General features: G+C 41.1%; 23 protein-coding genes. 19 read left to right on the top strand and 4 right to left on the bottom strand.

What is annotated here, in order from left to right:
• Positions 1 to 130 precede the first annotated feature (130 nt).
• Together V7L95_RS04825 and tagH are read left to right on the top strand one after the other, a co-directional pair.
• On the top strand, positions 131 to 958 hold the full coding sequence (locus tag V7L95_RS04825; RefSeq protein ID WP_008343200.1) for an ABC transporter permease: 828 nt from the start codon (positions 131 to 133) through the stop codon (positions 956 to 958).
• 19 nt (positions 959 to 977) lie between these two features.
• A complete protein-coding gene (gene tagH / locus V7L95_RS04820) occupies positions 978 to 2,582 on the top strand; it encodes a teichoic acids export ABC transporter ATP-binding subunit TagH (RefSeq protein ID WP_046344607.1) in 1,605 nt (534 codons plus the stop codon).
• Positions 2,583 to 2,609: 27 nt separating this feature from the next.
• Here the strand turns inward: tagH and galU are convergent, their stop codons facing one another.
• Positions 2,610 to 3,491, bottom strand: a complete 882-nt coding sequence (gene galU, locus V7L95_RS04815; RefSeq protein WP_008343198.1) for a UTP--glucose-1-phosphate uridylyltransferase GalU — start codon at positions 3,489 to 3,491, stop codon at positions 2,610 to 2,612.
• A gap of 268 nt (positions 3,492 to 3,759) precedes the next feature.
• On the opposite strand from galU, the gene wecB reads away from it, so the two are divergent.
• On the top strand, positions 3,760 to 4,899 hold the full coding sequence (gene wecB, locus V7L95_RS04810; RefSeq protein ID WP_017359979.1) for a UDP-N-acetylglucosamine 2-epimerase (non-hydrolyzing): 1,140 nt from the start codon (positions 3,760 to 3,762) through the stop codon (positions 4,897 to 4,899).
• 33 nt (positions 4,900 to 4,932) lie between these two features.
• Here wecB and V7L95_RS04805 read toward each other — a convergent pair whose 3' ends face one another.
• Positions 4,933 to 5,853: a LytR family transcriptional regulator gene (locus V7L95_RS04805; RefSeq protein ID WP_008348305.1), complete on the bottom strand. Its 921-nt coding sequence runs from the start codon at positions 5,851 to 5,853 to the stop codon at positions 4,933 to 4,935.
• A 182-nt stretch (positions 5,854 to 6,035) separates the two neighbouring features.
• Between V7L95_RS04805 and V7L95_RS04800 the strand changes: the two genes are divergently transcribed.
• The 15 genes from V7L95_RS04800 to V7L95_RS04730 all read left to right on the top strand — a co-directional run bounded on the left by V7L95_RS04800 (position 6,036) and on the right by V7L95_RS04730 (position 23,652).
• Positions 6,036 to 6,359 (top strand): hypothetical protein, encoded by a 324-nt coding sequence (locus V7L95_RS04800; RefSeq protein WP_035701604.1) that lies wholly within the window; start codon positions 6,036 to 6,038, stop codon positions 6,357 to 6,359.
• Between the two features lie 25 nt (positions 6,360 to 6,384).
• Positions 6,385 to 8,493, top strand: coding sequence for a SpoIID/LytB domain-containing protein (locus V7L95_RS04795; RefSeq protein WP_008348301.1), 2,109 nt, complete (start codon positions 6,385 to 6,387; stop codon positions 8,491 to 8,493).
• 22 nt (positions 8,494 to 8,515) lie between these two features.
• Positions 8,516 to 10,006 (top strand): N-acetylmuramoyl-L-alanine amidase, encoded by a 1,491-nt coding sequence (locus V7L95_RS04790; RefSeq protein WP_008348299.1) that lies wholly within the window; start codon positions 8,516 to 8,518, stop codon positions 10,004 to 10,006.
• Positions 10,007 to 10,138: 132 nt separating this feature from the next.
• The gene (locus V7L95_RS04785; RefSeq protein ID WP_340968294.1) at positions 10,139 to 11,629 is read left to right on the top strand and encodes an N-acetylmuramoyl-L-alanine amidase; all 1,491 of its coding nucleotides are present in this window, start codon (positions 10,139 to 10,141) and stop codon (positions 11,627 to 11,629) included.
• A gap of 135 nt (positions 11,630 to 11,764) precedes the next feature.
• Positions 11,765 to 12,343, top strand: coding sequence for a hypothetical protein (locus tag V7L95_RS04780; protein ID WP_223255607.1), 579 nt, complete (start codon positions 11,765 to 11,767; stop codon positions 12,341 to 12,343).
• A 198-nt stretch (positions 12,344 to 12,541) separates the two neighbouring features.
• Positions 12,542 to 13,201 (top strand): exopolysaccharide biosynthesis polyprenyl glycosylphosphotransferase, encoded by a 660-nt coding sequence (locus tag V7L95_RS04775; RefSeq protein WP_008348294.1) that lies wholly within the window; start codon positions 12,542 to 12,544, stop codon positions 13,199 to 13,201.
• An 18-nt stretch (positions 13,202 to 13,219) separates the two neighbouring features.
• The gene (locus V7L95_RS04770) at positions 13,220 to 14,671 is read left to right on the top strand and encodes an MOP flippase family protein (RefSeq protein ID WP_046344602.1); all 1,452 of its coding nucleotides are present in this window, start codon (positions 13,220 to 13,222) and stop codon (positions 14,669 to 14,671) included.
• Positions 14,668 to 15,852, top strand: a complete 1,185-nt coding sequence (locus tag V7L95_RS04765) for a glycosyltransferase (protein ID WP_046344600.1) — start codon at positions 14,668 to 14,670, stop codon at positions 15,850 to 15,852. Before V7L95_RS04770 ends, V7L95_RS04765 begins: the two co-directional genes overlap by 4 nt.
• Before the next feature lie 75 nt (positions 15,853 to 15,927).
• Positions 15,928 to 17,265 (top strand): UDP-glucose/GDP-mannose dehydrogenase family protein, encoded by a 1,338-nt coding sequence (locus V7L95_RS04760; RefSeq protein WP_048001926.1) that lies wholly within the window; start codon positions 15,928 to 15,930, stop codon positions 17,263 to 17,265.
• A gap of 14 nt (positions 17,266 to 17,279) precedes the next feature.
• Positions 17,280 to 18,209 (top strand): NAD-dependent epimerase/dehydratase family protein, encoded by a 930-nt coding sequence (locus V7L95_RS04755; protein WP_065461165.1) that lies wholly within the window; start codon positions 17,280 to 17,282, stop codon positions 18,207 to 18,209.
• Between the two features lie 39 nt (positions 18,210 to 18,248).
• A complete protein-coding gene (locus V7L95_RS04750; protein WP_008348285.1) occupies positions 18,249 to 19,715 on the top strand; it encodes an O-antigen ligase family protein in 1,467 nt (488 codons plus the stop codon).
• A 61-nt stretch (positions 19,716 to 19,776) separates the two neighbouring features.
• On the top strand, positions 19,777 to 20,454 hold the full coding sequence (locus V7L95_RS04745; RefSeq protein WP_017357858.1) for a hypothetical protein: 678 nt from the start codon (positions 19,777 to 19,779) through the stop codon (positions 20,452 to 20,454).
• Positions 20,455 to 20,478: 24 nt separating this feature from the next.
• Positions 20,479 to 21,234, top strand: a complete 756-nt coding sequence (locus V7L95_RS04740; RefSeq protein ID WP_008348281.1) for a glycosyltransferase family 2 protein — start codon at positions 20,479 to 20,481, stop codon at positions 21,232 to 21,234.
• The gene (locus V7L95_RS04735) at positions 21,203 to 22,450 is read left to right on the top strand and encodes a glycosyltransferase (protein ID WP_017357859.1); all 1,248 of its coding nucleotides are present in this window, start codon (positions 21,203 to 21,205) and stop codon (positions 22,448 to 22,450) included. The genes V7L95_RS04740 and V7L95_RS04735 overlap by 32 nt, the downstream gene beginning before the upstream one ends.
• A gap of 134 nt (positions 22,451 to 22,584) precedes the next feature.
• Entirely contained in the window at positions 22,585 to 23,652 is a 1,068-nt protein-coding gene (locus tag V7L95_RS04730; RefSeq protein ID WP_007499956.1) for an MraY family glycosyltransferase, read from the top strand.
• 37 nt (positions 23,653 to 23,689) lie between these two features.
• On the opposite strand, the gene V7L95_RS04725 is transcribed toward V7L95_RS04730, so the two are convergent.
• Together V7L95_RS04725 and V7L95_RS04720 are read right to left on the bottom strand one after the other, a co-directional pair.
• Positions 23,690 to 24,787 (bottom strand): LCP family protein, encoded by a 1,098-nt coding sequence (locus V7L95_RS04725; protein WP_007499958.1) that lies wholly within the window; start codon positions 24,785 to 24,787, stop codon positions 23,690 to 23,692.
• Positions 24,772 to 25,440 carry a YigZ family protein gene (locus V7L95_RS04720; RefSeq protein ID WP_017357860.1) on the bottom strand — a complete coding sequence of 223 codons (669 nt, stop codon included), beginning with the start codon at positions 25,438 to 25,440 and terminating at the stop codon, positions 24,772 to 24,774. Before V7L95_RS04720 ends, V7L95_RS04725 begins: the two co-directional genes overlap by 16 nt.
• A 221-nt stretch (positions 25,441 to 25,661) precedes the next feature.
• Here V7L95_RS04720 and V7L95_RS04715 point away from each other — a divergent pair, with 221 nt between their 5' ends.
• Complete coding sequence (locus V7L95_RS04715; protein ID WP_003213166.1) at positions 25,662 to 26,837, top strand: sensor histidine kinase; 1,176 nt, start codon at positions 25,662 to 25,664, stop codon at positions 26,835 to 26,837.
• The last annotated feature ends 18 nt before the right edge of the window (positions 26,838 to 26,855 follow it).

Genomic DNA, 26,855 nt, shown 5'->3' with positions numbered 1-26,855 from the left:
GATTTTTAGTTTCTTGAATAAATGATACGACTTTTGTTATAAGATGAAATGTGAATCGTTATCTGTTACAATTATGAGCGGTGCTTTTTAAAAAAGTGATCCCAAAAACTTATATCTAAGGAAGATTAGAATGAACGCAATGTTGACGATACTGAAGGAGCAAATCAGCTCATTTTCGCTGATTATGCGACTTGCTGTTTATGAAACAAAATCAAAATATCAGATGAATTATTTAGGTGTTTTATGGCAGTTTTTAAATCCATTGATTCAAATGCTGGCTTACTGGTTTGTTTTTGGTTTAGGCATTCGCGGAGGACAGCCAATTGTCATTGGAGGCATGGAGGTTCCATTTATCATCTGGATGCTTGCTGGATTAATACCGTGGTTCTTCATTAGTCCGACGATCCTTGATGGATCAAACAGTGTGTTTAAACGCATTAATATGGTATCAAAAATGAATTTTCCGATTAGTGCGCTGCCGTCTGTGGTCATCATGTCCAACTTGTTCAGCTATTTTGTCATGATGGGTGTCTATCTTATTGTGCTGATTTCTTATGGCATATATCCTGACGCGCATTGGCTACAATATATTTACTACCTTATATGTATGATCGCGTTTATGTTTTCGTTTAGTTTGTTTAATTCAACAATTAGTGTACTCGTAAGGGACTATCAATTTCTTTTACAATCAGTGACACGTTTACTTTTCTTTTTGCTGCCGATTTTTTGGAATATCTCAGAGAAGCTCACTGGAGACAAAGCATGGATAGGAGATATTTTAAGATTAAATCCTCTTTTCTACATTATTGATGGTTTCAGAAATAGCTTGTTAAAGGGAGAATGGTTCTTCCATGATGTGAAATATACGCTTTATTTCTGGCTGATTACGCTTCTTTTTTTAACAGTCGGTTCATTGCTTCATATGAAATTTAGGGATAAATTTGTCGATTTTCTTTAAAAAGTAAGGAGATTATACGATGAAACTAAAGGTTTCGTTTCGAAACGTATCCAAGCAATACGTCTTATATAAAAAGCAGTCTGACAAGATCAAAGGGCTGTTTTTTCCTAATAAAAATGAAAAAGGTTTCTTTGCCGTTCGTGATGTGTCGTTTGATGTCTATGAAGGAGAGACGATTGGTTTTGTAGGGATCAACGGTTCTGGGAAATCCACGATGTCGAACCTTCTAGCGAAAATCATTCCACCGACAAGTGGTGAGATTGATATGGACGGCCAGCCATCGTTAATTGCCATTGCGGCAGGGCTGAACAATCAGTTAAGCGGTAAAGACAACATTCGTTTAAAATGCTTAATGATGGGTCTGACAAATAAGGAAATTGACGATCTTTATGAAAAAATCGTAGAGTTTGCGGATATTGGAGACTTTATAGACCAGCCTGTAAAGAGCTATTCAAGCGGAATGAAATCCCGTCTTGGTTTTGCTATTTCAGCACATATAGATCCAGATATCCTCATTATTGATGAGGCACTGTCTGTAGGAGACCAAACCTTCTATCAAAAATGTGTGGATCGCATCACCGAATTCAAAGAACAAGGAAAGACGATCTTTTTTGTCAGTCACTCCATTAGTCAAATCCAAAAAATCTGTGATCGGGTTGCTTGGATGCATTATGGTGAACTTCGTATGTTTGATGATACGAAAAAGGTTGTGAAAGAGTATAAGGAGTTTGTTGATTGGTTTAACAAGCTTTCCAAGAAAGAAAAAAAGGAATACCAATTGAAGCACAAAGAAGGTCGAAAAGGCGTACAAAAGACAGAGAAGGTGTCTCGTTATCATGAGAACGAGAAACGACGTTCATTTTTTGGACCAGCGTTTCAAGTGACCATGATAGCTGTTTTAACCATCTTACTTGCCCTTTCAATGTTTTCGGATCGCCCGCTTCGTACACTTGCGACATTTGGTGCAATTCCTTCAGGTAAAACAGAGGCGCCCCAGTCAACGAACCATGAGACAAAAGGTGCCCCTGATGATATGAAAAAGATTGATCAACAGGCCATAGTTAAGGCAGATCCAATGACGGTTTATACAGACAGGGCCATGAAAGAAAAGGCAGACGTCACATTATCGTTTGGACAAGAAGTAAAGGCTGTGGCTAAAAATAAACAAGCCGTTCAAATCAAAACAGCATCAGAGACGTATTATGTGAAACCTGATGCGCTACAAAACGCAGATGAATTGAAGCCGTTATCCATCGGACCAGCACAGTTCAATTCCTACGTATCACCCGCATCTGCGGGTTCGTATGAGTACTTACTTTCTTTCCTTGGAAAAGAAGAGTCTGTGCTGAAGCAAAGAATGCAAACACTTAGCTCGGTCAAAAGTGAGCAAGGTGATACCGTTGAGCGGCTGACCACTGAGAAAACCGATTATGTGATTCAAAATGGCCAGGCAAATACGATGGTGTTCCGCGAGATCATGCCTATCTCTCCTTCAACACTTGGACTGACAGAACAGAATGTCTGGATGAATGAGAAACAAACGAAGTTCGCAGTAAAGGGCGAACATAACCTGTTTGTCATTGATAATGAACAGCATACGCTGACCGTTTCAGCGATCAAATAAAAAAGCTGCCGATGCCGGCAGCTTTTTTTAATTCACTTCTTCTTTTTCAAGAAGTTGTTTCATAAATGGAATGAGTTTTTTCTTGAGCTCTTCATCTTGAAGGGCAAACTCTAGCGTCGTTTCAATGAAACCTTGCTTCTCTCCGACATCATATCGTTTTCCTTCAAAATCATAGGCAAATACACGCTGGATGTCATTGAGCTTTTGAATGGCATCTGTCAGCTGAATTTCTCCGCCCGCACCAATTTCTTGTTGATCAAGGTACATAAAGATCTCAGGCGTGAAAATGTAGCGCCCCAAAATGGCTAAATTGGATGGTGCTGTTCCTTGCGGCGGCTTTTCAACAAAGTTTTTCACTTGATAGCGGCGTCCTTCTTGGGTAAGAGGATCAATGATTCCATAGCGATGCGTATCGCTGTCTGCTACCTGCTGAACACCGATCACGGACGAAAGGGTTTTTTCATATTCATCCATCAGCTGGCGAAGTCCAGGTGTTTCGGCTTGGACAATATCATCACCTAATAAAACAGCAAAGGGTTCATCACCGATAAAGTTGCGTGCGCACCAAACGGCATGTCCTAAACCTTTTGGTTCTTTTTGGCGGATGTAATGAATATCTGCAATATTAGAGGACTTTCTCACTTTTTCTAAAAGTTCACTTTTTCCTTTTTCTTCAAGGTTGCGCTCAAGCTCTGGCGCAAAATCAAAATGATCCTCAATGGCTCTTTTTCCTTTTCCAGTGACAATAATAATGTCTTCAATTCCTGATTCAACAGCTTCTTCAATAATATATTGAATGGTTGGTTTATCAACGATTGGCAGCATTTCTTTAGGCATAGCCTTTGTGGCAGGGAGGAAACGTGTTCCGAGACCTGCTGCTGGTATTATGGCTTTACGTACTTTTTTCAATGAACTTTGCACCTTCCTTACATAGATAACCGATTTAATAATCAATGTTAGTTCTTGGTCGTCTTTATAAAGTGTAACTTACAAATCATAGGAAAGACAAATGATTTCACTAAAAATGATTTTTAGATAGTTTACATTTTATATTTTAAATGTAAAGGAGGGTGAATGATAACGTTAATTCAATGTAAATTTCTTTTTTATATCATTAAATTTATCCTCCAAATTGTGTATAATTGAAAGTATTATACTAGGAAAGAGGCATAAACAAGTGAAAAAACTAAATGTAATGACTATTTTCGGTACTAGACCTGAAGCAATCAAAATGGCTCCACTTGTCCTTGAACTTAATAAACATCCACAAATAAATTCAATTGTCACTGTAACAGCTCAGCATAGAGAAATGCTAGATCAAGTTCTTGAGGCATTTTCTATTACGCCAGACCATGATCTAAACATCATGAAGCAGCGCCAAACATTATCTGAAATTACATCAAATGCATTGTTGAAACTAGATCAATTATTCCAAGAGGAAAAACCTGATATTGTCCTTGTTCATGGAGACACCACTACAACCTTTGCAGGAAGCTTGGCCGCATTCTACCACCAAATTTCTGTCGGTCACGTTGAAGCGGGTTTAAGAACACACAATAAATACTCGCCGTTCCCTGAGGAATTGAACCGACAAATGACAGGCACGATTGCCGATATTCATTTTGCTCCTACAAATGAGGCGAAACAGAATCTTTTAATTGAAAATAAAAAAGAAGAGACGATTTGTGTGACGGGGAATACAGCGATTGATGCATTGCAAACAACGGTTACAGAGCAGTATCAACACCCTATTTTAGAGAAAATAGGCACAGATAAAATGATTTTGTTAACGGCTCATCGCAGAGAAAATCTCGGCCAGCCGATGAAAAACATGTTTAGAGCGATTAGACGTATTGTAGAAGAGTTTGAAGATGTTCAGGTTGTATATCCTGTACATTTAAACCCTGCTGTTCGTGATGCGGCTCAGACAGAATTCAGTGATCTTGATCGTGTGCACTTAATTGAGCCGCTCGAAGTAGTTGATTTCCATAACTTCGCTGCTGCCTCGCACTTTATTCTAACGGATTCTGGCGGTGTACAAGAGGAGGCGCCTTCTCTAGGGAAGCCAGTACTAGTGCTGCGCGATACAACAGAACGCCCTGAAGGTGTGAAAGCTGGTACGCTGAAGCTCGCAGGTACAGATGAAGAGACCATTTACAACATGGCAAAACAGCTTCTAGTCGATCAGAAAGAGTACGACAACATGTCAAAGGCGTCTAATCCATATGGTGATGGACAAGCGTCAAAACGAATTGTCGAAGAGCTTCTCCATCGTTATGGTTTAAGTGATGAAAAACCAGCCCCATTCCAATCATAAAAAAAGAAGACTACATTCCTGTAGTCTTCTTTTTTACTGCTCCAAACTATCCTTCAATTCCTTCTTCACTTTCGCTAAACTGCTGTCATCAAGCTGATAGTAATAAATATTATTGATTCGTGCGCCTGTACCTTTCAGCTCGTGCTGTTTCACATTTTGTCTTGCATCACGATAATCATTCATCATCGTCCACATGTCGTCAAAGGACATATTCGTTTTCATGTTGTTTTCAACGACTTTAAACATATCGCCGAATTTCGTAATAGATGAAATGTTAGCGCCTTTTGCAATGATGCCTTCAATGACTTGACGCTGTCTTTGCTGACGGCCGAAATCACCTTTAGGATCTTGCTTTCTCATTCTTGTATAGGCAAGGGCTTGATCGCCGTTCAGGTTAATTTCTCCTGTACCAAATGAATGGCCATCATAGCTGAAAGCAAACGTGCTGTTCACCGTAATGCCGCCAAGTGTATCGACAATGTCTTTGAAACTTTCCATATTCACTTTCACAAAGTAATCCACAGGTACATCAAGCAGTTCCTCTACTGTATCTGCAGCCATTTGTGTACCACCGAAAGCATAAGAGTGGTTGATTTTATCCATTGTGCCTTTTCCGACAATTTTTGTATACGTATCACGGGGGATACTCACCATTTCAGTTGTTTTCGTTTTCGGATTCACTGTCATGTATATTAATGTATCTGCACGGCCTCGGTCATTCTTTCTTTCATCGACACCCATGACTAAAATGGAGATCGGGTCTTTTTTACTTAAATCGACATCTTTGTCACGCTTATCTGACTTCTTTAAGTTCTCTTGAATGCCTGCGACAGTGGATGCGGCTGTATTCCAAAGATGATACGCGTATCCGCCAGTGGCTAATACGAATAAGCCAATAATCGATAAAACAATCCAAAGAACCTTCTTTTTCTTTCTTTTTCTCTCAGCTCTCATAATGTCCCTCACCTTTTCTATGATTCTTCCATGATTATAGGTTTACGAATCTTGATAAACAAGTTATTTTTTTACTCTGAACCTAGATATAGACGTTGTAACAAAAAAAAGGTTTCAAAAAACCTTAAATTTACCTTAAAATATTAAGTTATAAGACGATACAAAGACATGAGGTGAAAAAAATGAAGAAAATCGTCGTTTTACCGTTCTTAATACTACTACTAGGTATCGTGCTCACAGCATGTGGAACGGCTGAGCAATCCTCAGGAGAAAACAAGACAAGCAGTTCAACTCCTCAGGTGCTGGAAGAAAAAGCTGAATTTATTGGAATGGCTGATGCACATACAGTCGAAGTGAAAAAAGTGAATACGACCTTAAGCTATGAATTTACGGATAATTTTAAAGATGTATTAAATGAATTTAAACCAGGTGACAAAGTAGAAATCTCTTACTTTATCAATGACAGTGGTCAAAAAGAAATTCAGAAGATTGAAAAACAGAAGTAAAAAAAGATGGGCGGGATGAACAAAATTGAAGAAAACAGGCATTACACTTATCGTTCTCATGACACTGACACTACTAATTGCACCTTTTCAGTCTGCCATGGCCAGCTCGACAATTTCAGTAAAACTGTCTAACTATATCGGAAACAAAAACAGCATGGATTTCTCAACAACGGGGGAATACAAACTATCAGGATCAAATGTCGCTGTGACGAAAAGATACGACGGCAAAAATCGTTACGAAGTAGCCAATAGTATTGCTTCTGCAGGATGGAAAAATCCTTCAACCGTTGTGATTGTGAGCCGAGATGCTTTTGATCATGCCATTTCTGTATCGCCGTTAGCATACAAATTAGGCGCCCCAATTTTGTACACGAACATTGAAAAGCTAACGAAGACAACTGAAAATCAGTTGAAAAAGATGAATCCTGATAACATCTTAATTGTCGGGAATACGAAAAGTATTTCAACAGCTGCTGAGAAATCAATCAAAAAGTATGGAAAAGTGAGACGCATTAGTGGGAAAGACAAATTTGAAATTTCCCAAAAAATCGCCAAAGAAATGGGTAACTATAAGCAAGCAATTGTTGTCGGCGGGAACTCATTCATGAATGGGATTGCAATTGCATCCTATGCATCGAGAAAAGGATACCCAATCCTATTAACAAAAAAAGATTCCATTCCGTCTTATAAAATGCCAAGTAAAGTCATTATCATCGGCAGTACAAAAAGTACGGGACAAAAAGTAGAAAATCAAATCAAGAAAACCTCACAGGTGACACGAATCAGCGGTGCCAATCGCTACGAATTATCTGTGAATATCATTAAAAAATTAAACATTAATGCAGATAAAGTGTACTTGGCAAAAGCCTCTAGCTATATTTATGCAATGCCTTTGTCGCAATTGGCTGCAAAATCTAACAGTACCGTTGTGTATGTGAAGCCGGATTCTGTCACAGCGTCATTAAAAGCATTGCTGAAAGAAAAAGGTACATATGCTTACCATCTTGCTGGTAGCACAAGTGCGATTACAGATAGTTTAAAAAATTCTTTAGCCAAACAAGTCTATCTGAAAAAAAATCAAAACTACCAATTGAATATTTCTAACGGAAAAATTTCATTAAAAGGCATTAAGACGTATAACACATTAAGAGTTGTTCCTGAGAAATATTCAACCAAAAATGTCCTTCAAATCGCAGGGAAGCCTTACTTAGGTAACGTCAACTTTGCCATTGAATCAGGATATATCAGGCCGACTAATGAAAATATTCCATTTGAAGACTATCTAAAAGGTGTTGTGCCAAACGAAATGCCTGCGAGCTGGCATGTTGAGGCATTAAAAGCACAAGCTGTTGCCGCTAGAACGTATTCAGTGAAAAGTATTGGAAAAGTCGTACCTGATACAACAGCCTTCCAAGTATATGGAGGATATAACTGGTACACAAATTCGACAAAAGCTGTGGATGCCACAAAAGGCAAGGTTCTGAAATACAACAATCAACTTATTTCAGCCACCTATTATTCTAGTAATGGCGGATACACTGAGGCGAGTGAAGAAGTATGGGGGAATGCACTGCCATACTTAGTCGCCAAAAAAGACACAAAAGATCCTGTCAATGCGTGGACACTGAAGTTGTCTAAAAAGCAATTAGGCACTACGTTGACTGCAAGTACAGCAGCTTCTGAGTGGTCTAAGGCAAAAGAAGCCAATGCTGCCGACCTTGCTGGTCTAAAATCATGGCTGTTGAAAAATAAAGAAACAGCTGCATCTGACATGAGAATTGCATCTATTTCAAGCCTGACATTCTCAGGAAAAACAAAAGGTCAGCGTGCGAAGACCGTTTCAATCAAGCTGAATTACCATCTGAAAAACAAAACAGGTACGTATACAGTGAACAAAAGTACAACGGCAAGTATGAAAATGACAGAGTTTAGAACAGTCATGGGCGCAACAAAGGTGAAAAGTACGTTTGCGTCAGTAAAGAATAATACAAATGATTTCACGATTTCAGGAAAAGGCTATGGTCACGGCATTGGTATGAGTCAATACGGCGCCAAAGCTAGAGCTGAATCTGGAAACTCGTATTCTTCTATACTTTCGTTCTACTATCCAGGTACAAAACTAACAAACTATTAAAAGTTAAGGGAGGACACAGAAGATGCGCTCAATGATCAAAACAGCCATCCTCAGCCTCATCGCCATTTTCGTTATTGTTCCAACAGCTTCAGCAGATAACTCGGTCTCCCGAATTGATGGTGGGAGCCGGTATGCTGTAGCAGCAAACGTAGCGAAAAAAGGATGGGGAACAGCAAGTACAGTTGTTTTAGTGGGGAAAACTGCATATGCAGATGCAACAGCAGGAATTCCACTGGCACATCAAAAAAATGGACCAGTTCTTTACACAAATAGTACAAGCCTTTCTGGAGATACAAAAAAAGCCTTAACGGCTTTAAAAACGAAGACAGTTATTGTTTTAGGCAGCACATCAAGTGTGTCAAACAACGTGGTCAATCAAGTAAAGAAAATGGGCATCTCTACACAACGTATTTCAGGAAAAAACCGATATGAGCTATCGGCAAATATCGCGAAAAAAATGAAAACGCCAGCTGGCGTCGTTGTGGTTGAAGGGTCATTCTATGCACATGGAATTGCCATTGCACCTGTAGCGGCACAAAAAGGGTTCCCAATTCTATATACAGATAAAAAGGGCCTTCGTTCTGAAATCGCTTCTGTTGCAAAAGCAAGCAATGTGAAACAAACCATTGTCGTAGGCGGAGAGAATTACGTCACAAAAGCAGCTTATAATCAATTAAAATCTCCAACGCGAATCAAAGGCTCTACTCGTTATGACGTGGCTGCGAATATTGTGAAAAAATACAATATGAGCACAAATAATACCTATGTAGGAAGAGGGTTTGGCTATGCCACTTCATCTTCTGCGGCAGGAATTGCAGCAAAGCAAAACAAAGCATTGCTCCTAACGAATGAAAAGACGCTGCCAAAGGTAACAAGAGCGACGATTAGCAGCAAAAAAATCACCAAATTTACTGTCGTTGGCAGTACAAATACAGTGACACCAACTGTCGTGAATCAATTGAAAAATCCTGTCGTTGGCAAAAAAGTATTCATTGACCCAGGTCATGGCGCTCATGATTCAGGAGCGGTAGGCTACGGATTATATGAGAAGAACTTAAACTTAGATGTAGCCAAACGTCTAAATACAAAGTTAAACAACGCAGGTGCACTTGTGACGATGTCAAGAACATCAGACACATTCGACAGTCTTCAAACACGGGTGAGCAAAGGTGCGTCAGCAAATGCAGATATCTTCATCAGTGTCCATGCGAACTCAAATGATAACAGCAGTGCAAATGGAACTGAAACGTATTATGACAAAACATATGCGGCAACAAACAGCTTGAAGCTCGCGCAAAATATTCAGCCTAAAATGGTCAGTGCATTAGGCACAAGAGACCGTGGCGTGAAGACAGCTGGTTTCTATGTGATTAAATATTCTAAGATGCCAAGTGTTCTCTTAGAAACTGGTTTTGTTTCCAGTCCAGTTGATTCAAATATTTTGAAATCTGCTACTTATAAAGATCGATTAGCGTCAGGTATTTCAAGCGGTGTTTCAGGCTATTTTAGATAAGAAAACATACAGATGAGGGGTGCCTAAGATACACCTCTTAGGCTGCTCGAGAAACGACTCTCGGCAGCCTTTTTTCAAAAGTACATGAAGTGTTTCCGGGGTGAAGGGTTCAAAACCAAGGAGGTTGACTTCATGCGTTCTTATATCAAATGTTTTGTTTTGATTGTGATTTCACTATGTTTATATGCACCATCAGCATTTGCGCAGCACAATGTATCGAAGATTGAGGGAAGTAATCGATATGAGGTGGCAGTTAACGCTGCAAAACGAGGCTGGTCGGCAGCTCCTACAGTTGTTTTAGTAGGCGGTGAAGCTTATGCTGATGCGCTAAGTGCTGTGCCGTATGCCTTTCAGCAAGGAGCCCCAGTGCTGTTAACGAATACTAGCAGTCTTTCAGGTGCAACTAAGTCAGGTCTTCAGCAGTTGAAAACGAAGCGTGTCATCATTCTTGGCGGAACCGCAAGCATTTCGCAAAAAGTCGTAGCGCAGCTAAAAGCAATGAATCTATCCGTATTGCGAATACAAGGAAAGAATCGATATGATTTGGCGGCAAACGTTGCTAAGCAAATGAAGAGTGTTGATACAGCTGTGATTGTGAATGGTTCTGCTTATGCAGATGCTGTGGCGATTGCTCCGTATGCTGCAAAACAGGGCTTTCCTATTTTATTAACCGATGCAAAAGGGCTGCGGCAGGAAACAGCCAATCTATTAAAAAGCAAAGCGGTGAAACGGACGATTGTGATTGGCGGGGAAACAAGTGTCAATCAAGCAGCCTATCAAAAGCTGCCATCACCCGTGAGAATCAGTGGAGCTAATCGGTATGAAGTGGCAGCCCGAATTGCGAAAACATACCCGATGAAGACAACCCAAACGTATATGAGTAACGGCTATGCATATGCCGATGCGGCAGCTGCGGCAAGTACGGCAGCCAAGCAAGGGCAAACCCTTCTTCTTACAGATGCTCAATCTGTGCCAGATGCGATTCGTCGTGTCATTGGGTCTAAAAAGATTTCAACATTTACAGTGTTGGGCGGAACATCAACCATACGAACCAGTGTGATCACACAGCTGAAAAATCATGTGTTAGGTGAAACCATCTTTATTGATCCAGGTCATGGTGCACAGGATGCTGGAGCGGTAGGAAATGGGCTGTTTGAAAAAAACGTTAATCTGGATGTCGCGTTAAAACTGCAAGCAAGGCTCAAACAAGCGGGTGCGCTGACGGTCATGTCTAGAACATCTGATACATTTGATTCCTTGCAAACACGTGTAAGCAAAGGATCACAGGCTGGTGCGGATGTGTTCATCAGCATCCATGCCAATGCAAATGATTATAGCGGTGCAAATGGAACAGAAACGTATTATGATGCGACGTATGCTTCGGCCAATAGTTTAAGGCTGGCACAAAAGGTACAGCCCCAGATGGTGAAAGCCCTTGGCACAAGAGATCGCGGTGTGAAGACAGCAGGATTCTACGTGATCAAGTATTCAAAAATGCCCAGCATCTTGCTTGAAACGGGGTTCGTAACCAGTCCGATTGATGCCAGTATATTAAAATCAACGACTGCCAAGGAGCGGCTGGCTTCAGGAATCGCAGCAGGTGTATCTCAATATTTTGAATAAAATAGATCGGATGAATGATATGTCAAGTTAAAAATACATTTCATTTCAGGTTATTTTTGTTATAATCGAAACATAGAGGGTGGATTTTTCACGTATTTGCCTTCCAATGACAGCAAATCGACAAATCATGAAGAGGTGACGATCTTGAAAAAATTAATCACAATGCCGTTTTTAGTCTTACTTCTAGGAGTAATGCTCACAGCATGCGGCACATCAAATCAGTCAAACGATAACAATACGGATAACAGCAAAAAAGAAACAACTGAAGCAGCAGATCAAAAGAAAGAAAATGCAACAGACGAAAAGACGGAAGACAAGTCTGCAAGTGAAAAAGCAGATGATGAAAGCAAAGAAACAGCTGCTCAAACAGAAGACCAAGCAGGTCAATCTGATGAAGATGCAAAAGAAAGCTCAAGTAAGGAAATCACAAAAGAAGAAACGACAAATGATCAGTCAAAAGCTGAATCTAAAACAAAAAAAGAATCTACAACGAAGAAAAATGAAGTAACCAAAGAAGGCACATATGTCGGTTTGGCTGATGGACATACAATTGCTGTCAACATTGATGGAAAAGAAGTAGCCATTCAATTCGGAAATACATTTTCTAAACAAGTGAACAGCCTAAAAGAAGAATCAAAAGTGAAAGTAACTTATACAAAAGATGCAAACGGAACGCTTAGACTGAAGACGATCGAATCCGTAAAGGCAAAATAAAAAAAGACACGTAGACCCGCAGAAATGCGGGTCTTTTTTACGTTTAAAAGGGCATAACTTGATATAAGGGCACATTCTTAACACACTTTTACAAGACTTAACAGCCCATTTACATTTGCTTAATGTTGCTCTGCTAAACTGACTTTCATAGAACATCTCTTTACACAACAACTACTTTGAATGGTGAGGTGCAGGTCAGTGAGCGCAGAGAAAGCGATGAACCTTTACAGAGAATATGAAGTGAGACGAAACCACTCTTTTGCTTTAACAGAACATATGGTTCGATATTTATTTGCAAAACGTTTCATAGATGTCGTGTTCTCGTTCATCGGATTGATGTTGAGTACGCCAATCATTTTACTGTTTGCCCTTTTAATTAAGCTAGAAACACCAGGGCCAGCCTTTTATATGCAGGAAAGGGTCGGAAAAGACGGTGTCTACTTTAAATTATGGAAGCTCAGATCGATGAGAACCAACGCAGAAAGCGGAGGAGCGAAATGGGCGCAAAAAAATGACCCTCGTATCACCAAAGTGGGGGCATTCATCAGAAAAACAAGAATTGATGAACTGCCGCAGTTTATCAACGTGTTAAAAGGAGAAATGAGTATTGTAGGTCCACGTCCTGAAAGACCAATGTTTACTGCCGAATTTAATCGGACGATTCCAGGCTTTACAAAAAGACTGACAGTGAAGCCGGGGCTGACAGGTCTTGCTCAAGTAAATGGGGGATATGAAATGAGTCCAAGTGAAAAATTATCACACGACTTACAGTATATTCAAAACTTGACATTTTCTCTCGACACGAAGATTATGGTAAAAACGTTAAAAGTCATCGTGACTGGTGACGGAGCCAGATAAGTAAAGTAGGGAAGAGAAATGGCAAGTATGAAAAATCGCCTGCTGGGCGGAGCAAAATGGACAAGCTTGTCCGCATTGATCATTACCATCATCCAAATTGCACAGTTCGCCTTTTTAGGGAACGTAATGTCACTGAAAGAATTTGGACTCGTTGGCATGATCACAACTGTCACAATATTTACACAGATTTTACTTGATCTAGGCATCGGTGCTGCGATCATTCAAAAGGAACAAACGACGGAACGTCAATTATCTACATTATATTGGATCAACTTGCTGACGGGAATTCTCTTGTTTTGTGTATTGATCCTCGCAAGTCCCTTGATTGCCGCCTTTTATGCCAGACCTGAGCTGGAAGGCTTGCTCAAGTTATTATCAATCATGTTTCTCATTGCACCAATTGGTCAGCAATACCAATATATGATGCAGAAAGATTTAGCCTTTAAAACCTTAAGTACGATTGAGACGATAGCGACGATCATTTCGCTGATTGTTCTACTTATCCTAGCCTTTTTTATCAATCCAATTGTGGCCTATGTGGTCTCTCAAGTGCTGCTTCAATCAGGAAAAGGTCTCATGTATGCAGCGGCTTATTGGAAGAAGTGGCGCCCAGCACCCGTTTTCGCATTAGGGGAAGTGAAAGAGTTTTTCTCCTTCGGGGCTTTCCAGCTTGCGTCAAGGCTTGTCAATCGGGCAGGCTCAAATATCGACATGATTTTAATTGGACGGTTTCTTGGAGCAGAGGCATTAGGGATTTACAGCCTGGCTTATCAAATCGTCACAATCCCGGTGCTGAAAATTAACCCGATTGTGACGAGAGTGGCTTTCCCAGTTTTCGCAAAAAGTCAGCGTGATCACTCTAGGCTGCGTGAGGGCTTCCTCAGTATGACGAATATGCTCGCACTCATTAGTTTTCCACTACTCATCGGTCTTGCTGCCGTATCAGATAGCTTTATAGAAGTAGTGTTTGGAGAGAAATGGCTAGTGGCGGTCCCGGTTTTGAATATTTTGTGCATTGTCGGTCTACTTCGTGTGCTGATGAATCCAAATGGTTCCATCCTTCTTGCAAAAGGGAGAGCGGACTTAGCTTTTTATTGGGATACAGGCATGCTCATCGTATATGGATGCGCCTTATATGCAGGAGTCCATACCGGAAGTATATTGACTGTAGCTTGGGTCTACTCAGGGGTCAGCCTGCTGAACTTCATTGTCGGCAGATGGCTGATGGCTTACGTCATTCAGCTAGATATGAAGATGTATGTAAAATCACTCGTAAAGCCTGCTGTCATGACGCTATTAATGGCCGGCTGCGCAGTAGCTGTTCATCAAGGGATGAAGCTGACATCAGCGGATATACTGCTTCAATTACTACTGACAATTTGTTTAAGTGCGGCTTTATATAGCTTGCTGCTTGTCAAAATGTATCCGCAGGTGACAGGGAAATTATGGAGAAGAGGTCGTTCGTCATGAAGGTGCTATGGCTGACAAGTGTATATCCTAGTGAAAAACATCCAAGTGAAGGCGTCTTCCATGAAACGCAAGTGCAGGAGCTGGTCAAACAAGGCGTAGAAGTGAGCGTGATTTGTCCTACCCCTGTCAATCCGCCCATCTTACGGATGCTTAAAGCTTCCTATCGTCAGAGAAAAGATCTTCCCCAGCAGGAAGTGAGGTGCGGAGTACCGGTTTACAGACCGCCTTATACAGCACTGCCTGGACAGCTAAAATGGGCTCAGCCGAGTAAACGAATCGCAGCTTCTGTCCTACGCACAATGGAGCGTTATGATCTGTCACCGGATTTCATCCATGCGCACTTTGCCATGCCGTCTGGCGGCGCAGCAGCTGTGATCCAAAAGGAAGCGAGCATCCCTTATCTTCTGACCTTACACGGCAGTGATGTGAACATCTATCCAAACTATAGCAAAGGGGCGCTTGCAGCCTTTAAAGCAGCAGTAAAACAGGCGTCTGCTGTTCTCACAGTGAGTGAAGAGCTGGCAAAGAAAACACATGACATGACAGAGGTGGATGCACAATGTCTTCCGCTGGGAATTCCGCTCAAGTCATTTTCTAGAACACCAGAGGATCAAACAGCCATCAGAAAGCAGATTGGTTTACCGCTTCACGACAAGCTCGTCGTTTTTGTCGGCCGTTTAGTCAAAGAGAAAGGTTTGCTTGAATTAGCGGAAGCTGTCAGCGGGATGGAGGGTGTAAAAGCCGTCTTTGTCGGAAAAGGCCCCCTCGCAAAGGAGCTGGCCGAACGGGCGGGAGAATCCATTATACTCCCGGGGCAGGTGCCGAATGAACAAGTCAAACATTATTTAATGGCAGCTGACCTGTTTGCCCTTCCATCCTACAGTGAAGGAATGCCGACTGTCGTCCTTGAGGCGCTCGCTTTAAAACTGCCTGTCATCGCAACACGGGTTGGTGGTCTCCCATCACTATTTTCTACCTATCAACATCTGCTCATTGAACCGCGTTCAACGAGTCAGCTAAAAGAAGCGATTCACGCTTATCTTTATGAAAACAGATGGAACGAGCAAGTGAAGAACGATCTTCACCACATCGTCCATACAGATTATTCATCATCACATAATGCTACGCTTCTGATTCAGCAATATGAAAAGGTGCTGAATCAATCAACTTCCACCGTTTAAACAGGATGAAATGTGCAAAGACTGATAGATAAACAGTTTGGAACGACCAATATGCTTTTACTGAGAGGATGAAACATGTTGAAGAAAATTGCTGTGATTGGAACAGGATATGTCGGGTTAGTATCGGGTACTTGTTTTGCTGATATCGGAAATCGCGTCATTTGTTGTGACATCGACGAATCAAAAATCAACAGCTTAAAAAGCGGTCTCGTTCCAATTTATGAACCGGGCTTAAAGGAATTGATTGAGAAGAATACAGAAGAGGGAAGATTGTGTTTTACAACCAATATTCCCGCTGCAATTCGAGAATCAGAGATTATTTATATTGCTGTAGGAACACCAATGACATCTCAGGGGGAAGCGGATTTAACATTCGTGAAAGCTGTGGCTCAAACGGTTGGGGAACACCTGAATGGCTACAAAATCATCGTGAATAAGAGCACAGTGCCAGTTGGAACAGGACGTCTTGTTCAAGCCATTGTTCAAAAGGCTTCACGCAGTAAATATCCATTTGACGTCGTCTCCAATCCAGAGTTTCTGCGGGAAGGTTCAGCTATTCAAGATACGATGAATATGGAGAGAGCGGTCATTGGCTCTACAAGCGCACATGCATCCACGATCATTAAAAAATTGCATGATCCGTTTCAAACAGAAGTGGTTGAGACCAATCTAGAAAGTGCAGAAATGATTAAGTATGCGGCAAATGCCATGCTCGCCACAAAAATCTCATTCATCAATGACATTGCGAACATTTGCGAGAGAGTTGGTGCTGATGTGGAAAAAGTCAGCGAAGGCGTTGGGTTAGACAGCCGGATCGGGCATAAATTTTTAAAAGCAGGCATTGGATTTGGTGGTTCTTGTTTCCCAAAAGATACGATGGCTCTTCTCAAAATTGCCGAAACAGCTGGCTACCGGTTCAAGCTGATCGAATCTGTCATTGAAACTAACAACCACCAAAGAGCCCATCTTGTCAGCAAACTGATGAGTGTGTTCGGTGATATTAAAGGAAAAACGATTTCCGTTTTAGGGCTCGCATTTAAACCAAATACAAACGATATGCGTTCAGCCCCAGCACTAGATATTATCCCAATGCTGAGAGAGCTCGGAGCTTTTGTCAAAGCCTATGATCCAATTGCTTATGTAGAAGCAGAAAGAGAGCTTGGCCCGCAGGCGGTCTTCAGCAATGATCTCTATGAAACAGTGAAAGATACAGATGCTTGTCTTATCTTAACGGAATGGGATGACGTACAGAAGATGGATAAGGATCAGATCAAGCAGCTGCTTCGTTCTCCCATTTTAATTGATGGAAGGAATTTGTTTGATCCAGCAGAAATGAAAGAGAGAGGATTTATTTACCAGTCCATCGGCCGCCCAGGCGTATGGGAAACAGAATTGGTATCGAAGGCACAATAATAGGGGGAACTTGGATGAAGAAAGTATTGGTAACTGGGGGAAGTGGATTTATAGGATCTCATACGGTAGAGGCTTTATTAGAGAAAGGTTATGAGCCCATCGTTCTTGACAACTTTTCAACTGGATCGAAGGAAAATATCGCTCATCTTTCCGTACAATGCATTGAAGCAGATGTCACAAAATCAGAAACGGTCGATTTGATCAAACACATTGCACCAGATTATATCATTCATCTTGCAGCGCAAGTGAGTGTAGCCGTTTCGGTTCAACATTTCGTCTACGACGAAGAGGTCAATATTAAAGGTTCGCTGCATGTGATCAAAGCAGCGGCTGAAGCCGGGGTGGAGAAAGTGGTGTTTGCCTCATCGGCAGCAGTCTATGGAGACCCAGTCTATCTGCCGGTCGACACAGCTCATCCACTGCAGCCTGGTTCACCTTATGGCTTGTCGAAACTGACAGTTGAACGATACTTAGAGATGGCGAAATCACTCTATGATGTGGACTATTGTATTATGCGGTACAGCAATGTATATGGTCCGCGCCAAGACGCACTTGGTGAAGGCGGTGTTGTCTCAATTTTTTCTGATAAGTTTGCAAAACAGGAGGCACCTTTCATCTTCGGAAACGGGGAACAAACAAGAGATTTCATCTATGTAGGTGATCTAGCCGCAGCGAATGTTGCAGCTTTAACAGCTCAATCAAACGTTTGTTTAAATATCTCATGTGGTCATTCCATCACGGTGAATGAGCTGTTTCAAACGATGAAGCGAGTCACGAGATCAGATCTTGAACCGATTTATAAGCCTCAGCGCGCAGGAGATATTGTGCATAGTACATTGGAAAATGAGGAAACGAAACAAGTCTTAACATGGGAGCCTGTTGTGACTTTACAAGAAGGTTTGGCTCGCACCATTTCCTACTATGAACAGGAAGTAAAGGCTTAATCCCTCAAATCGGATGGGTTGCTTAGGAGGAAAATGGGTATGAGTGTGAAACAAACAGCATGGCAAATCATAATCGGATGTATTTTATTAATAGCAGGTATCGGGCTTGTACAAATGGCATCCGCACAGTCTATCGGGTTAAAGAAGATGGTGGTCATTCCGGTTTTGATTGTGGTGCTCATGGTGGCTGCTATATATATGAAGCTCTACATGAATGGTGAGCACATATTCATGTCAGCCATTTACCTTTTAATTGCACTAACATTTCTCAATAACGCTTTCTTCTCTATTAGTGCCGGGTTCTTTAGTCTCTTTCTCTACCGCATCATGCTCTTGGCTGTCTTTGCTTTATTCATATGGCGGATGAGAGACAAAGGAACGTACATATCCCAGTGGCAGCAAATTCGTGTTAAAGGCATTCTTGGTTTTTTCGCTGCATGGTTTCTTTACGGGCTCATCTCACTGCTTTGGGCTCATTCGGTCACAGACGGGCTGAAATATATGTCTCTTCTTGCGATGGGAATGGGTTTTGTCTTTCTTGTGGTCATGTACATTCAGCGAATGGATCAGATCGTGACTTTTTATAGTATTTGGCTAGTCATGACTGTATTTGTGATGGGAATCGGGTTCTATAATCACTTGACCTTGAATCATTTACCGAATACCTCATTGTATCTTGGACCAGCGTATAAACAGCACTATCCTACGGCTGTCTTCTTTAACCAAAATGACTTTGCGACGTTTTTATCTATTAGCTTTTTCTTATATGTGGCGTGCATGCGCCAAATGAAAAATGGTTATATCAAAGCGTTCGGATTACTAGGAGCCATCTTAGCGCTGTATCTTATTTTGTTAACAGAATCGCGCGCCAGCTTGCTTGGCATATTAGCCGGAGCGGCAATCTATGTATGGCTGCTGATGCCTCGCTTTTTAAAAAAGTGGTCCATCATGGCAGCAGGCGGTCTTGTTATCATCTGTATCGCCATTTTTTCAGCCAAAATCTATTCTGTCTTTTATGACTTGTTTCTCGCTTCTCAGGTCGCTCATTCTTTTAGCGAACCACTTCCGTCCAACATTGCCCGGGCGAATTTAATCAAAAACGCCTGGCATTTCTTTACGAATTCATACGGTTTCGGAGTCGGAGCGGGCAATGTGTCTTATTACTTAGCTCACTTTTCTATCTTTGATACAGATCAGGTCGTTGAAGTTCACAATTGGCTGCTAGAGGTAATGACGAATTTTGGGTTTGCCGTCATGCTAGGTTATATCTCAGTGTATGCCTATCTCATGTTCTCACTGTACAAACAATACCAATTGGCTGACACGAGATCAGCCAAGATGATCATTGAAGGTCTATTTGCTGCCATGCTGAGCTTTCTCGTCTCAAGTATCAGTCCTAGTTCCGTCTCGAATTTATATTTCCACTGGGTGTTTCTAGGGCTGGTGATCGCAGCGGTCAATATCATGAAAAATAAACAGCGCTTCAAGCCGTGGGCAAACGTGTGATGCTGATTTTGTATGGCTACACTAGTGAAAAAGCAAATACGTCAATGTTGGGAGAATGAGCATGTCTGGTTTTATGTTAAGAATAGGGAAGCGAATGAAAAAATATATCGTCTGGCTTGTGCTGCTACCTGTCGCATTAGCTGCTTTTGGTTTCTTTTTTGCCAAAGGGACAGTAGACCAGTCTAGTTACACAGCTGCTGTGACCTTGACGCTTGGGAAATATGACGACGGTGTGTATAACAATCTGTCAGAAGTGACATCTCTATTAAAAAGCGATGCATTTCTGAATCAAGCACTCCGTGATGTAAAGGAAGAAGAAAGGCAGGATGTGAAAAATCGTTTGATTCTCACTAACCAGTCCGATACACAATTGCAGTTGTCGTTTACAGATGCTGATCAAGCTCGAGCTTTGGCGGTAGTGAAACAAGTGTCAGATACATTTTTAAAGCAGGACAAAGCCTTATTTACGAAAAGACAGCAAGTCATTGAAAGGAGACTATCCGCTCTTGAAGATGAATCTGTCAGCAATGACTCCAAAGTCGATAAAGAACGATTTTTATATGAATTGGAATCGACAAAGCTCGGGATGAAGCAGGCAAAGATTGTCGATCCTGCCCAAGTACTTGATGAAGGGAACAAAGGTATGTCAGCGAAAAAACGAGCACTGCTTGGACTTGTCATTGGCCTTAGCATCTCGCTTATGTTTGTGGTGTTACCTGAAGTGTTCAAAGAATCTTAATGATGAACTGGAGATGAGTCTTAGGTGAACAATCAACCGTTAGTATCAATTATTACACCGGCGTATAATGCGGAACGTTATTTAACGGATACAGTTCATTCCGTCCTTGCCCAAACCTATTCCAACTGGGAGCTGATCATTGCAGATGATTGCTCAACAGATGGCACAAGGAAGTTGTTAGGGGAATTAAGTCAGACGGACGACAGAATCAACGTCATTTATTTAGAGGAAAACGGGGGAGCCGCTATTGCTAGAAACACAGCCATCAAACAGGCGAAAGGCCGCTTTATCGCTTTTTTAGATAGCGATGATATGTGGAAACAGACAAAGCTCGAAAAGCAGGTCAAGTTTATGTTAGAAAATGATCATGCCTTTACTTTCACGGCATATGACATCATTTCAGAAAATGGAGAGCCATTACAAAAAACCGTCACAGCGCCGGCTCAGTTGAACTACAATGAAGCTTTAAAAAATACGATTATCGGCTGTTTGACGGTGATGCTCGATCTTCAACAAGTAGGACACGTGGAAATGCCAAACATTCGAACAAGGCAGGACTTAGCCACATGGCTCTCTATTTTAAAAAAAGGATTTACTGCCTATGGAATGAGTGAGCCGCTCAGTGAATATCGCATCGTGGGAAACTCGATTTCTAGTAACAAGTGGAAAGCAGCGAAAAAAACATGGTTTGTCTATAGAGAAATTGAGCAGCTTCATTTTGTGAAAGCATCTTGGTGTTTTATGCACTATGCCACAAATGCTGTCAAAAAGCGCTTATAAACAGAAGGGAAAAAAGGTGATAAAGGTGAAAGCAGAGTCGACCATACATGTGATTGTCGCAACGGGAGAATGGGGACACGATGGCCTAAGGTACAGACGGCATCGACTGGCGGAATTTCTTGCATCTGATCCAGAAACGAAAGAGGTCATCTGGGTATGCCCATCTGCCAATCGTCATTTAGCTCCCTTTCAGCCTATAACGGATCGAATGAAGCAAATGACCATTCCTGATGTGCTCAAGAGCAAGTTTTTTCGCTTTGGTCGTTATCAAGATATGTTTTATTTCCATAAATTATCTCCTCTTCTTGAGCATTTGCGTCAAGAAGAAAAGCAGGGCATAGCCGTCTGTTTATGGTATACGTTTCCGGGATTTCCGCTCTTATCTTCTTTATTTGAATGGAAACATATTGTGTATGATTGCAGTGACCTGTGGGGAGAGCCCATCAGCGGAAAAAACAACATTCTCTCTTATATGAGACAGCGAGTCATTGTAAAAGCAGAAAACCGCATTATTAAATATGCACACAGCATTACGTGCTCTTCACAATACTTACATGATCAAATCAAAAAAAGGCTCATGGGTGAACCGAAAGATGTCTTTACAGTCGAAAATGGCGTCGAGTATGATGTGTTTGCAAAAAGCAACCTCCCTAGCAGGGAAGACGTGCTAGAGGGAAGAGAGGGAACGGTTCTTGGCTTTATAGGTGGGATCAAGCCGAAGCTCGATTTTGACATGATCGCTCAAGCTGCTCGCATGCAGCCAGATTGGACATTTTTATTTGTCGGTCCGGATGGAACGAATGGAGATCCATCTTTTCAGCATGCACTCAAACTGCCCAATGTCCTATGGACAGGAGCAGTCGCACCAGAAGAAGTGCCTGCTTATATGAAATTAATTGATGTAGGGATGATGCCATACAAACAGTCTCCTTACAATCAAGCGGTTTTTCCGCTCAAGCTGTATGAATTTTTAGCTGCCGGAATCCCTGTTGTTGGTTTAAATCTTCCATCAACGGAAAGGCTAAAAGAGAATGATGTGTATGAATATGTAGAGGGCGAAGATCCAGCTCTCTTCGTAGAAGCCTGCCAGAAAGTGATCAGTAAAAAAGATGACATGACATGCAGACATCTAAGACAAAGCCGGGCAAAGAAAAAAGATTGGCACGCACTGTTCACAAACATGGTGGAATTAACGAATATTAAAGAAAACGCATAATTCATTCAGGATTGTGCGTTTTTATTTGTTTCTTCTTCTTAGGGGGAGCTTGTGATCATCCTATATTCAATTGTATAATGGAAAGAGCGGCCAATATACAAAATACAGATTTCAATTTAGAAGGAGACTGACCTATGGATTACGAACGCGCCTTATTAGCGTTTTTTGTCTCTCTGGCTACAGTTTTAATTGTGACACCAATCGTCAAAAAGTTTGCAATTAAGATTGGTGCAGTGGACCAGCCGAATAAACGAAAAGTTCATGATAGAGTAATGCCTCGAATGGGCGGTTTGGCGATTTTTATTGGGGTAGCGGCTGGAGCACTAGCAGGCGGGCTGTTTCTACATAATAAAATTACAGCTATATCAGTTGGCGCTGTACTCATCGTCATTTTAGGTATATTTGATGATAAATATAATTTAAGTGCAAAATTTAAATTTCTTGTGCAAGTTCTCGTTGCTTGCTTAATCGTGAGCACGGGCTTAAAAATGGACTTTTTCTCTGTTCCTTTCTTAACAGATCGACTGGAGTTAGGATGGATGGCGTATCCCCTGACTGTACTATGGATTGTTGGGATTACAAATGCGATCAATTTAATTGACGGATTAGATGGACTGGCTGCCGGAATTTCGGTTATCGGTTTAACCACGATTGCCGTCATGGCATTTTCTGCGGACAAGATCCTGATTCTTTCGTTATCTCTTGTCGTCATTGGCAGTACCATCGGTTTTCTTTTTTATAACTTCCATCCAGCAAAAATATTTATGGGTGATACAGGTTCGTTATTTTTAGGCTATATGATCTCGGTCCTGTCACTTTTAGGATTGTACAAAAGTGTTACTTTGTTTAGTGTTGTTGTCCCTGTAATTATTTTAGGTGTGCCTATCTTTGATACGACCTTTGCGATCATCAGACGAATATTGAATAAACAGCCTATCTCAGCACCTGACAAATCACACATCCATCATCGACTGATGGCCTTTGGCTTATCACATCGAATGGCAGTGATTGTGATTTACATGATTGGCCTAGTCTTCAGCTTAAGCGCGATTTTACTGACAAGTGCCACCATTTGGCTGTCATTGATCATCATCTTTTTACTGGTCATGTTTATGCAAGTTATCGCTGAAGTCACTGGTTTGGTGAACGAAGAGTTTAAACCATTTACGAAATTCTACAAACGTATGGTCAAAAGACAATAAAAAACAGCCCGCTTCCAAGGAACGGGCTGTTTTCCTATTATTGTCCTGATGTGCTGGTCGAAGGGGCCTGAGTATCGGCTGACCCTGTTGCATCAGAAGATGAATCGGTTTGTGTATTTGTTTCAGTTGAGGACGATGACTCAGCAGGAAGCTTTAAATGCGTCCTTAACTCATTTTGCACCTCAGCCAAGTTGGTTTGATCTGGCTCAAAGAAGTATGTTCGATTTGGTCCTAAATAAAGGTCTGATCCTTTAATAGATAGTGTTTCAGTATCGTCTCCTTTAAAACCACTATAAATTTGCTGTAGAGCAAGTCCTTCTGTGATGCGGAAGTTGGTTGTTATATGATCACTTACTTCTTTTGCGATATTATCCACGTTTGCAATGTTATGAGGTTTCGCCATTTGATCAATCATGGCACGTAAGATTTGTTTCTGACGATCGTTACGCCCGAAATCACCACGTGGATCTTGTTTTCTCATTCGCGCATAAGCAAGTGCCTCTTCCCCGTTTAAATGCATATTCCCTTTTTTAAAGTAAATCTTTTTCGATTTTTTGACGTCACTTTTTTCATTGAAGTCAAATGGAACGTCTATATCGATTCCCCCAACTTCATCAATGACATCCTTAAAACCGTCAAAGTCCACTGTTGCATATTTGTCAATTGGGATATGCAAGAATTGTTCGACAGTTTCAATCGTTTCGTCTTTACCGCCTTTAGCAAATGCCGCATTGATCTTTACTTTATTTCCCGTTGTGTCACTAGCAAGCTGTACTCGTGTGTCACGGGGGATACTGACCATTTTCATCGTTTTATCCTGAGGATTAATCGTTGCGACGATGAGTGAATCTGAGCGGCCGTGATCACCATTTGTGGCGTAATCCTCTATGCCAACAAATAGGACAGAGAAAGGTTTTTTCTTTATATCAATGACAGCATCACGGAGTTTCGATTTCTCTCCGCGCTCTAATTCATCATAAGTTTTGTCAGCAGCTTGGAGTGTATTCACAATCTTATAAACTGCAAATCCGCCCATGCAGATGAAGAGAAGCAAAAATAAGACCAGAATCCGTTTGAAAATCTTTTTCTTCTTACTCTTTTTCTTTCGTACACGCACTTTTACTCGTTGTGCCATTCATCTGTCTCCTTTATCGGACCAACGTCCTTTTCTAAATAAATCAATTCGCCTTCTTTAGTAACACTCTTTCCATTAGTTAACTCAGTCATCCATTCAATGAACTGCTCTGTTTGTGTTTCTTCTACATACGTTTCAAAAATCACATCTTCTGCATAATGGATGTCTTTTAGCTGAAAAGATGAGGCTCTAAGCTCATTCTCTACCTTTCCAAGCCATGTATAATCTATTGTTGTGTGCATCGTACGCATTAAACAGCGTTCTACCATACCAACATGATTGATTGCTTCAGACACAGATTTTCCGTACGCACGAATTAATCCACCGGCACCTAGCTTAATACCGCCGAAATAACGAGTGACGACAACAACTGTATCTTTTAGCTTGCGTTTTTTTAGCACTTCAAGCATGGGTACCCCTGCCGTACCACTTGGTTCACCATCATCATTTGCTTTTTGAATCAGATCATGTTCACCGATCAAATAGGCGGAACAATTATGAGTGGCGTTCCAATGTTGTTTTTTTATGGATTGTATAAAGGCTTGTGCTTCTTCTTCTGAGACAGCACGTTGTATATGACAAATAAAACGTGATTTTTCAATGACGATCTCATGCTCGCCACGGCTTTTGACTGTGAGATAGCGGTTCAGCAAAAGACATACCCTCCTGACAAGCAAATTGTAAGGCTAGAGAAAATTTGCATTGGTTTTAGAATTTTACAGCGTATTTTGTTATGATGATAGGAGCGGAAAAAGGGTCGTCATAAAAATTTCATGATTTATACGCATTCTTTCATTATAATTCGACATAAAATGCAGATCAATGACATTTATAATAAAAAAAGATGACATCACTGTTACGGGAGGGAAAAGCCATGACAACACCTAAAATGGATCCGAAGTTATTGGATTCAATCATCATGAAAATGCTAAGTACAGTTGATGGCAGTAAGGACGAAGTATTTAGAATCGGCGAACAGTCCCGTCAACAATATGAAAGCCTAGTAGAAGAGCTTAAGCAAATTAAACAGCAAGTCAACGAAGTAATTGATTTTGGGGATAAACTAGAAGTACATACGAGACATGCTAGAAATCGATTATCTGAGGTCAGCAGAAACTTCAACAAATTCAGCGAAGAAGAAATACGAGAAGCCTATGAAAAAGCACATAACCTGCAAGTAGAATTGACCATGATCCAGCAGCGCGAAAAACAGCTGAGGGAAAGAAGAGATGATCTCGAAAGACGATTGTTAAGCTTACAAGACGTCATTGAACGTTCAGAAACGCTTGTGAGCCAGATTACGGTCGTCCTCAACTACTTGAACCAAGATTTACGTCAGGTCGGTGTTTTACTTGAAGATGCTCAGGCAAAACAAGATTTTGGACTAAGAATTATTGAAGCCCAGGAAGAAGAGCGCAAAAGGGTATCACGAGAAATCCATGATGGACCTGCTCAGATGCTGGCAAACGTGATGATGCGTTCAGAACTAATAGAACGGATTTTTAGAGACCGTGGAACAGAAGAAGGCTTTAAAGAAATTAGAAGTCTAAGACAGAATGTGCGAAATGCACTGTACGAAGTGAGAAGAATCATTTATGATTTAAGACCAATGGCTTTAGATGATTTGGGTCTCATTCCGACACTGCGAAAATACTTAAACACAATTGAAGAATATGATGGAAAAACCAAAATTACGTTCCAGTGCTTAGGTGATACTGAAAGCGAAAGAATTGCTTCTCAATTTGAAGTGGCACTATTTAGACTAGCTCAAGAAGCTGTCACAAATTCTTTAAAGCATTCTGAAGCTGAAGAAATCTCTGTGAAGGTTGAAGTGACGAAAGACTTTGTCACCTTAATTATCAAAGACGATGGAAAAGGCTTTGATATGAAGGATGTTAAAACAAATAAAAACAAATCCTTTGGGTTACTTGGTATGAAAGAGCGCGTAGACTTACTAGAAGGTAAAATGACCATAGACTCAAAAATAGGTCTAGGGACATTCATCATGATTAGAGTACCGTTAACATTACAAAATAAAATTGTAAAATAGAGACAAAAGACATATTGA

The organism is Bacillus sp. PPSBB_11 (assembly GCF_038023285.1).
GTDB lineage: Bacteria > Bacillota > Bacilli > Bacillales > Bacillaceae > Bacillus > Bacillus altitudinis.
This window is presented reverse-complemented; position numbering and strand designations above follow the sequence as displayed.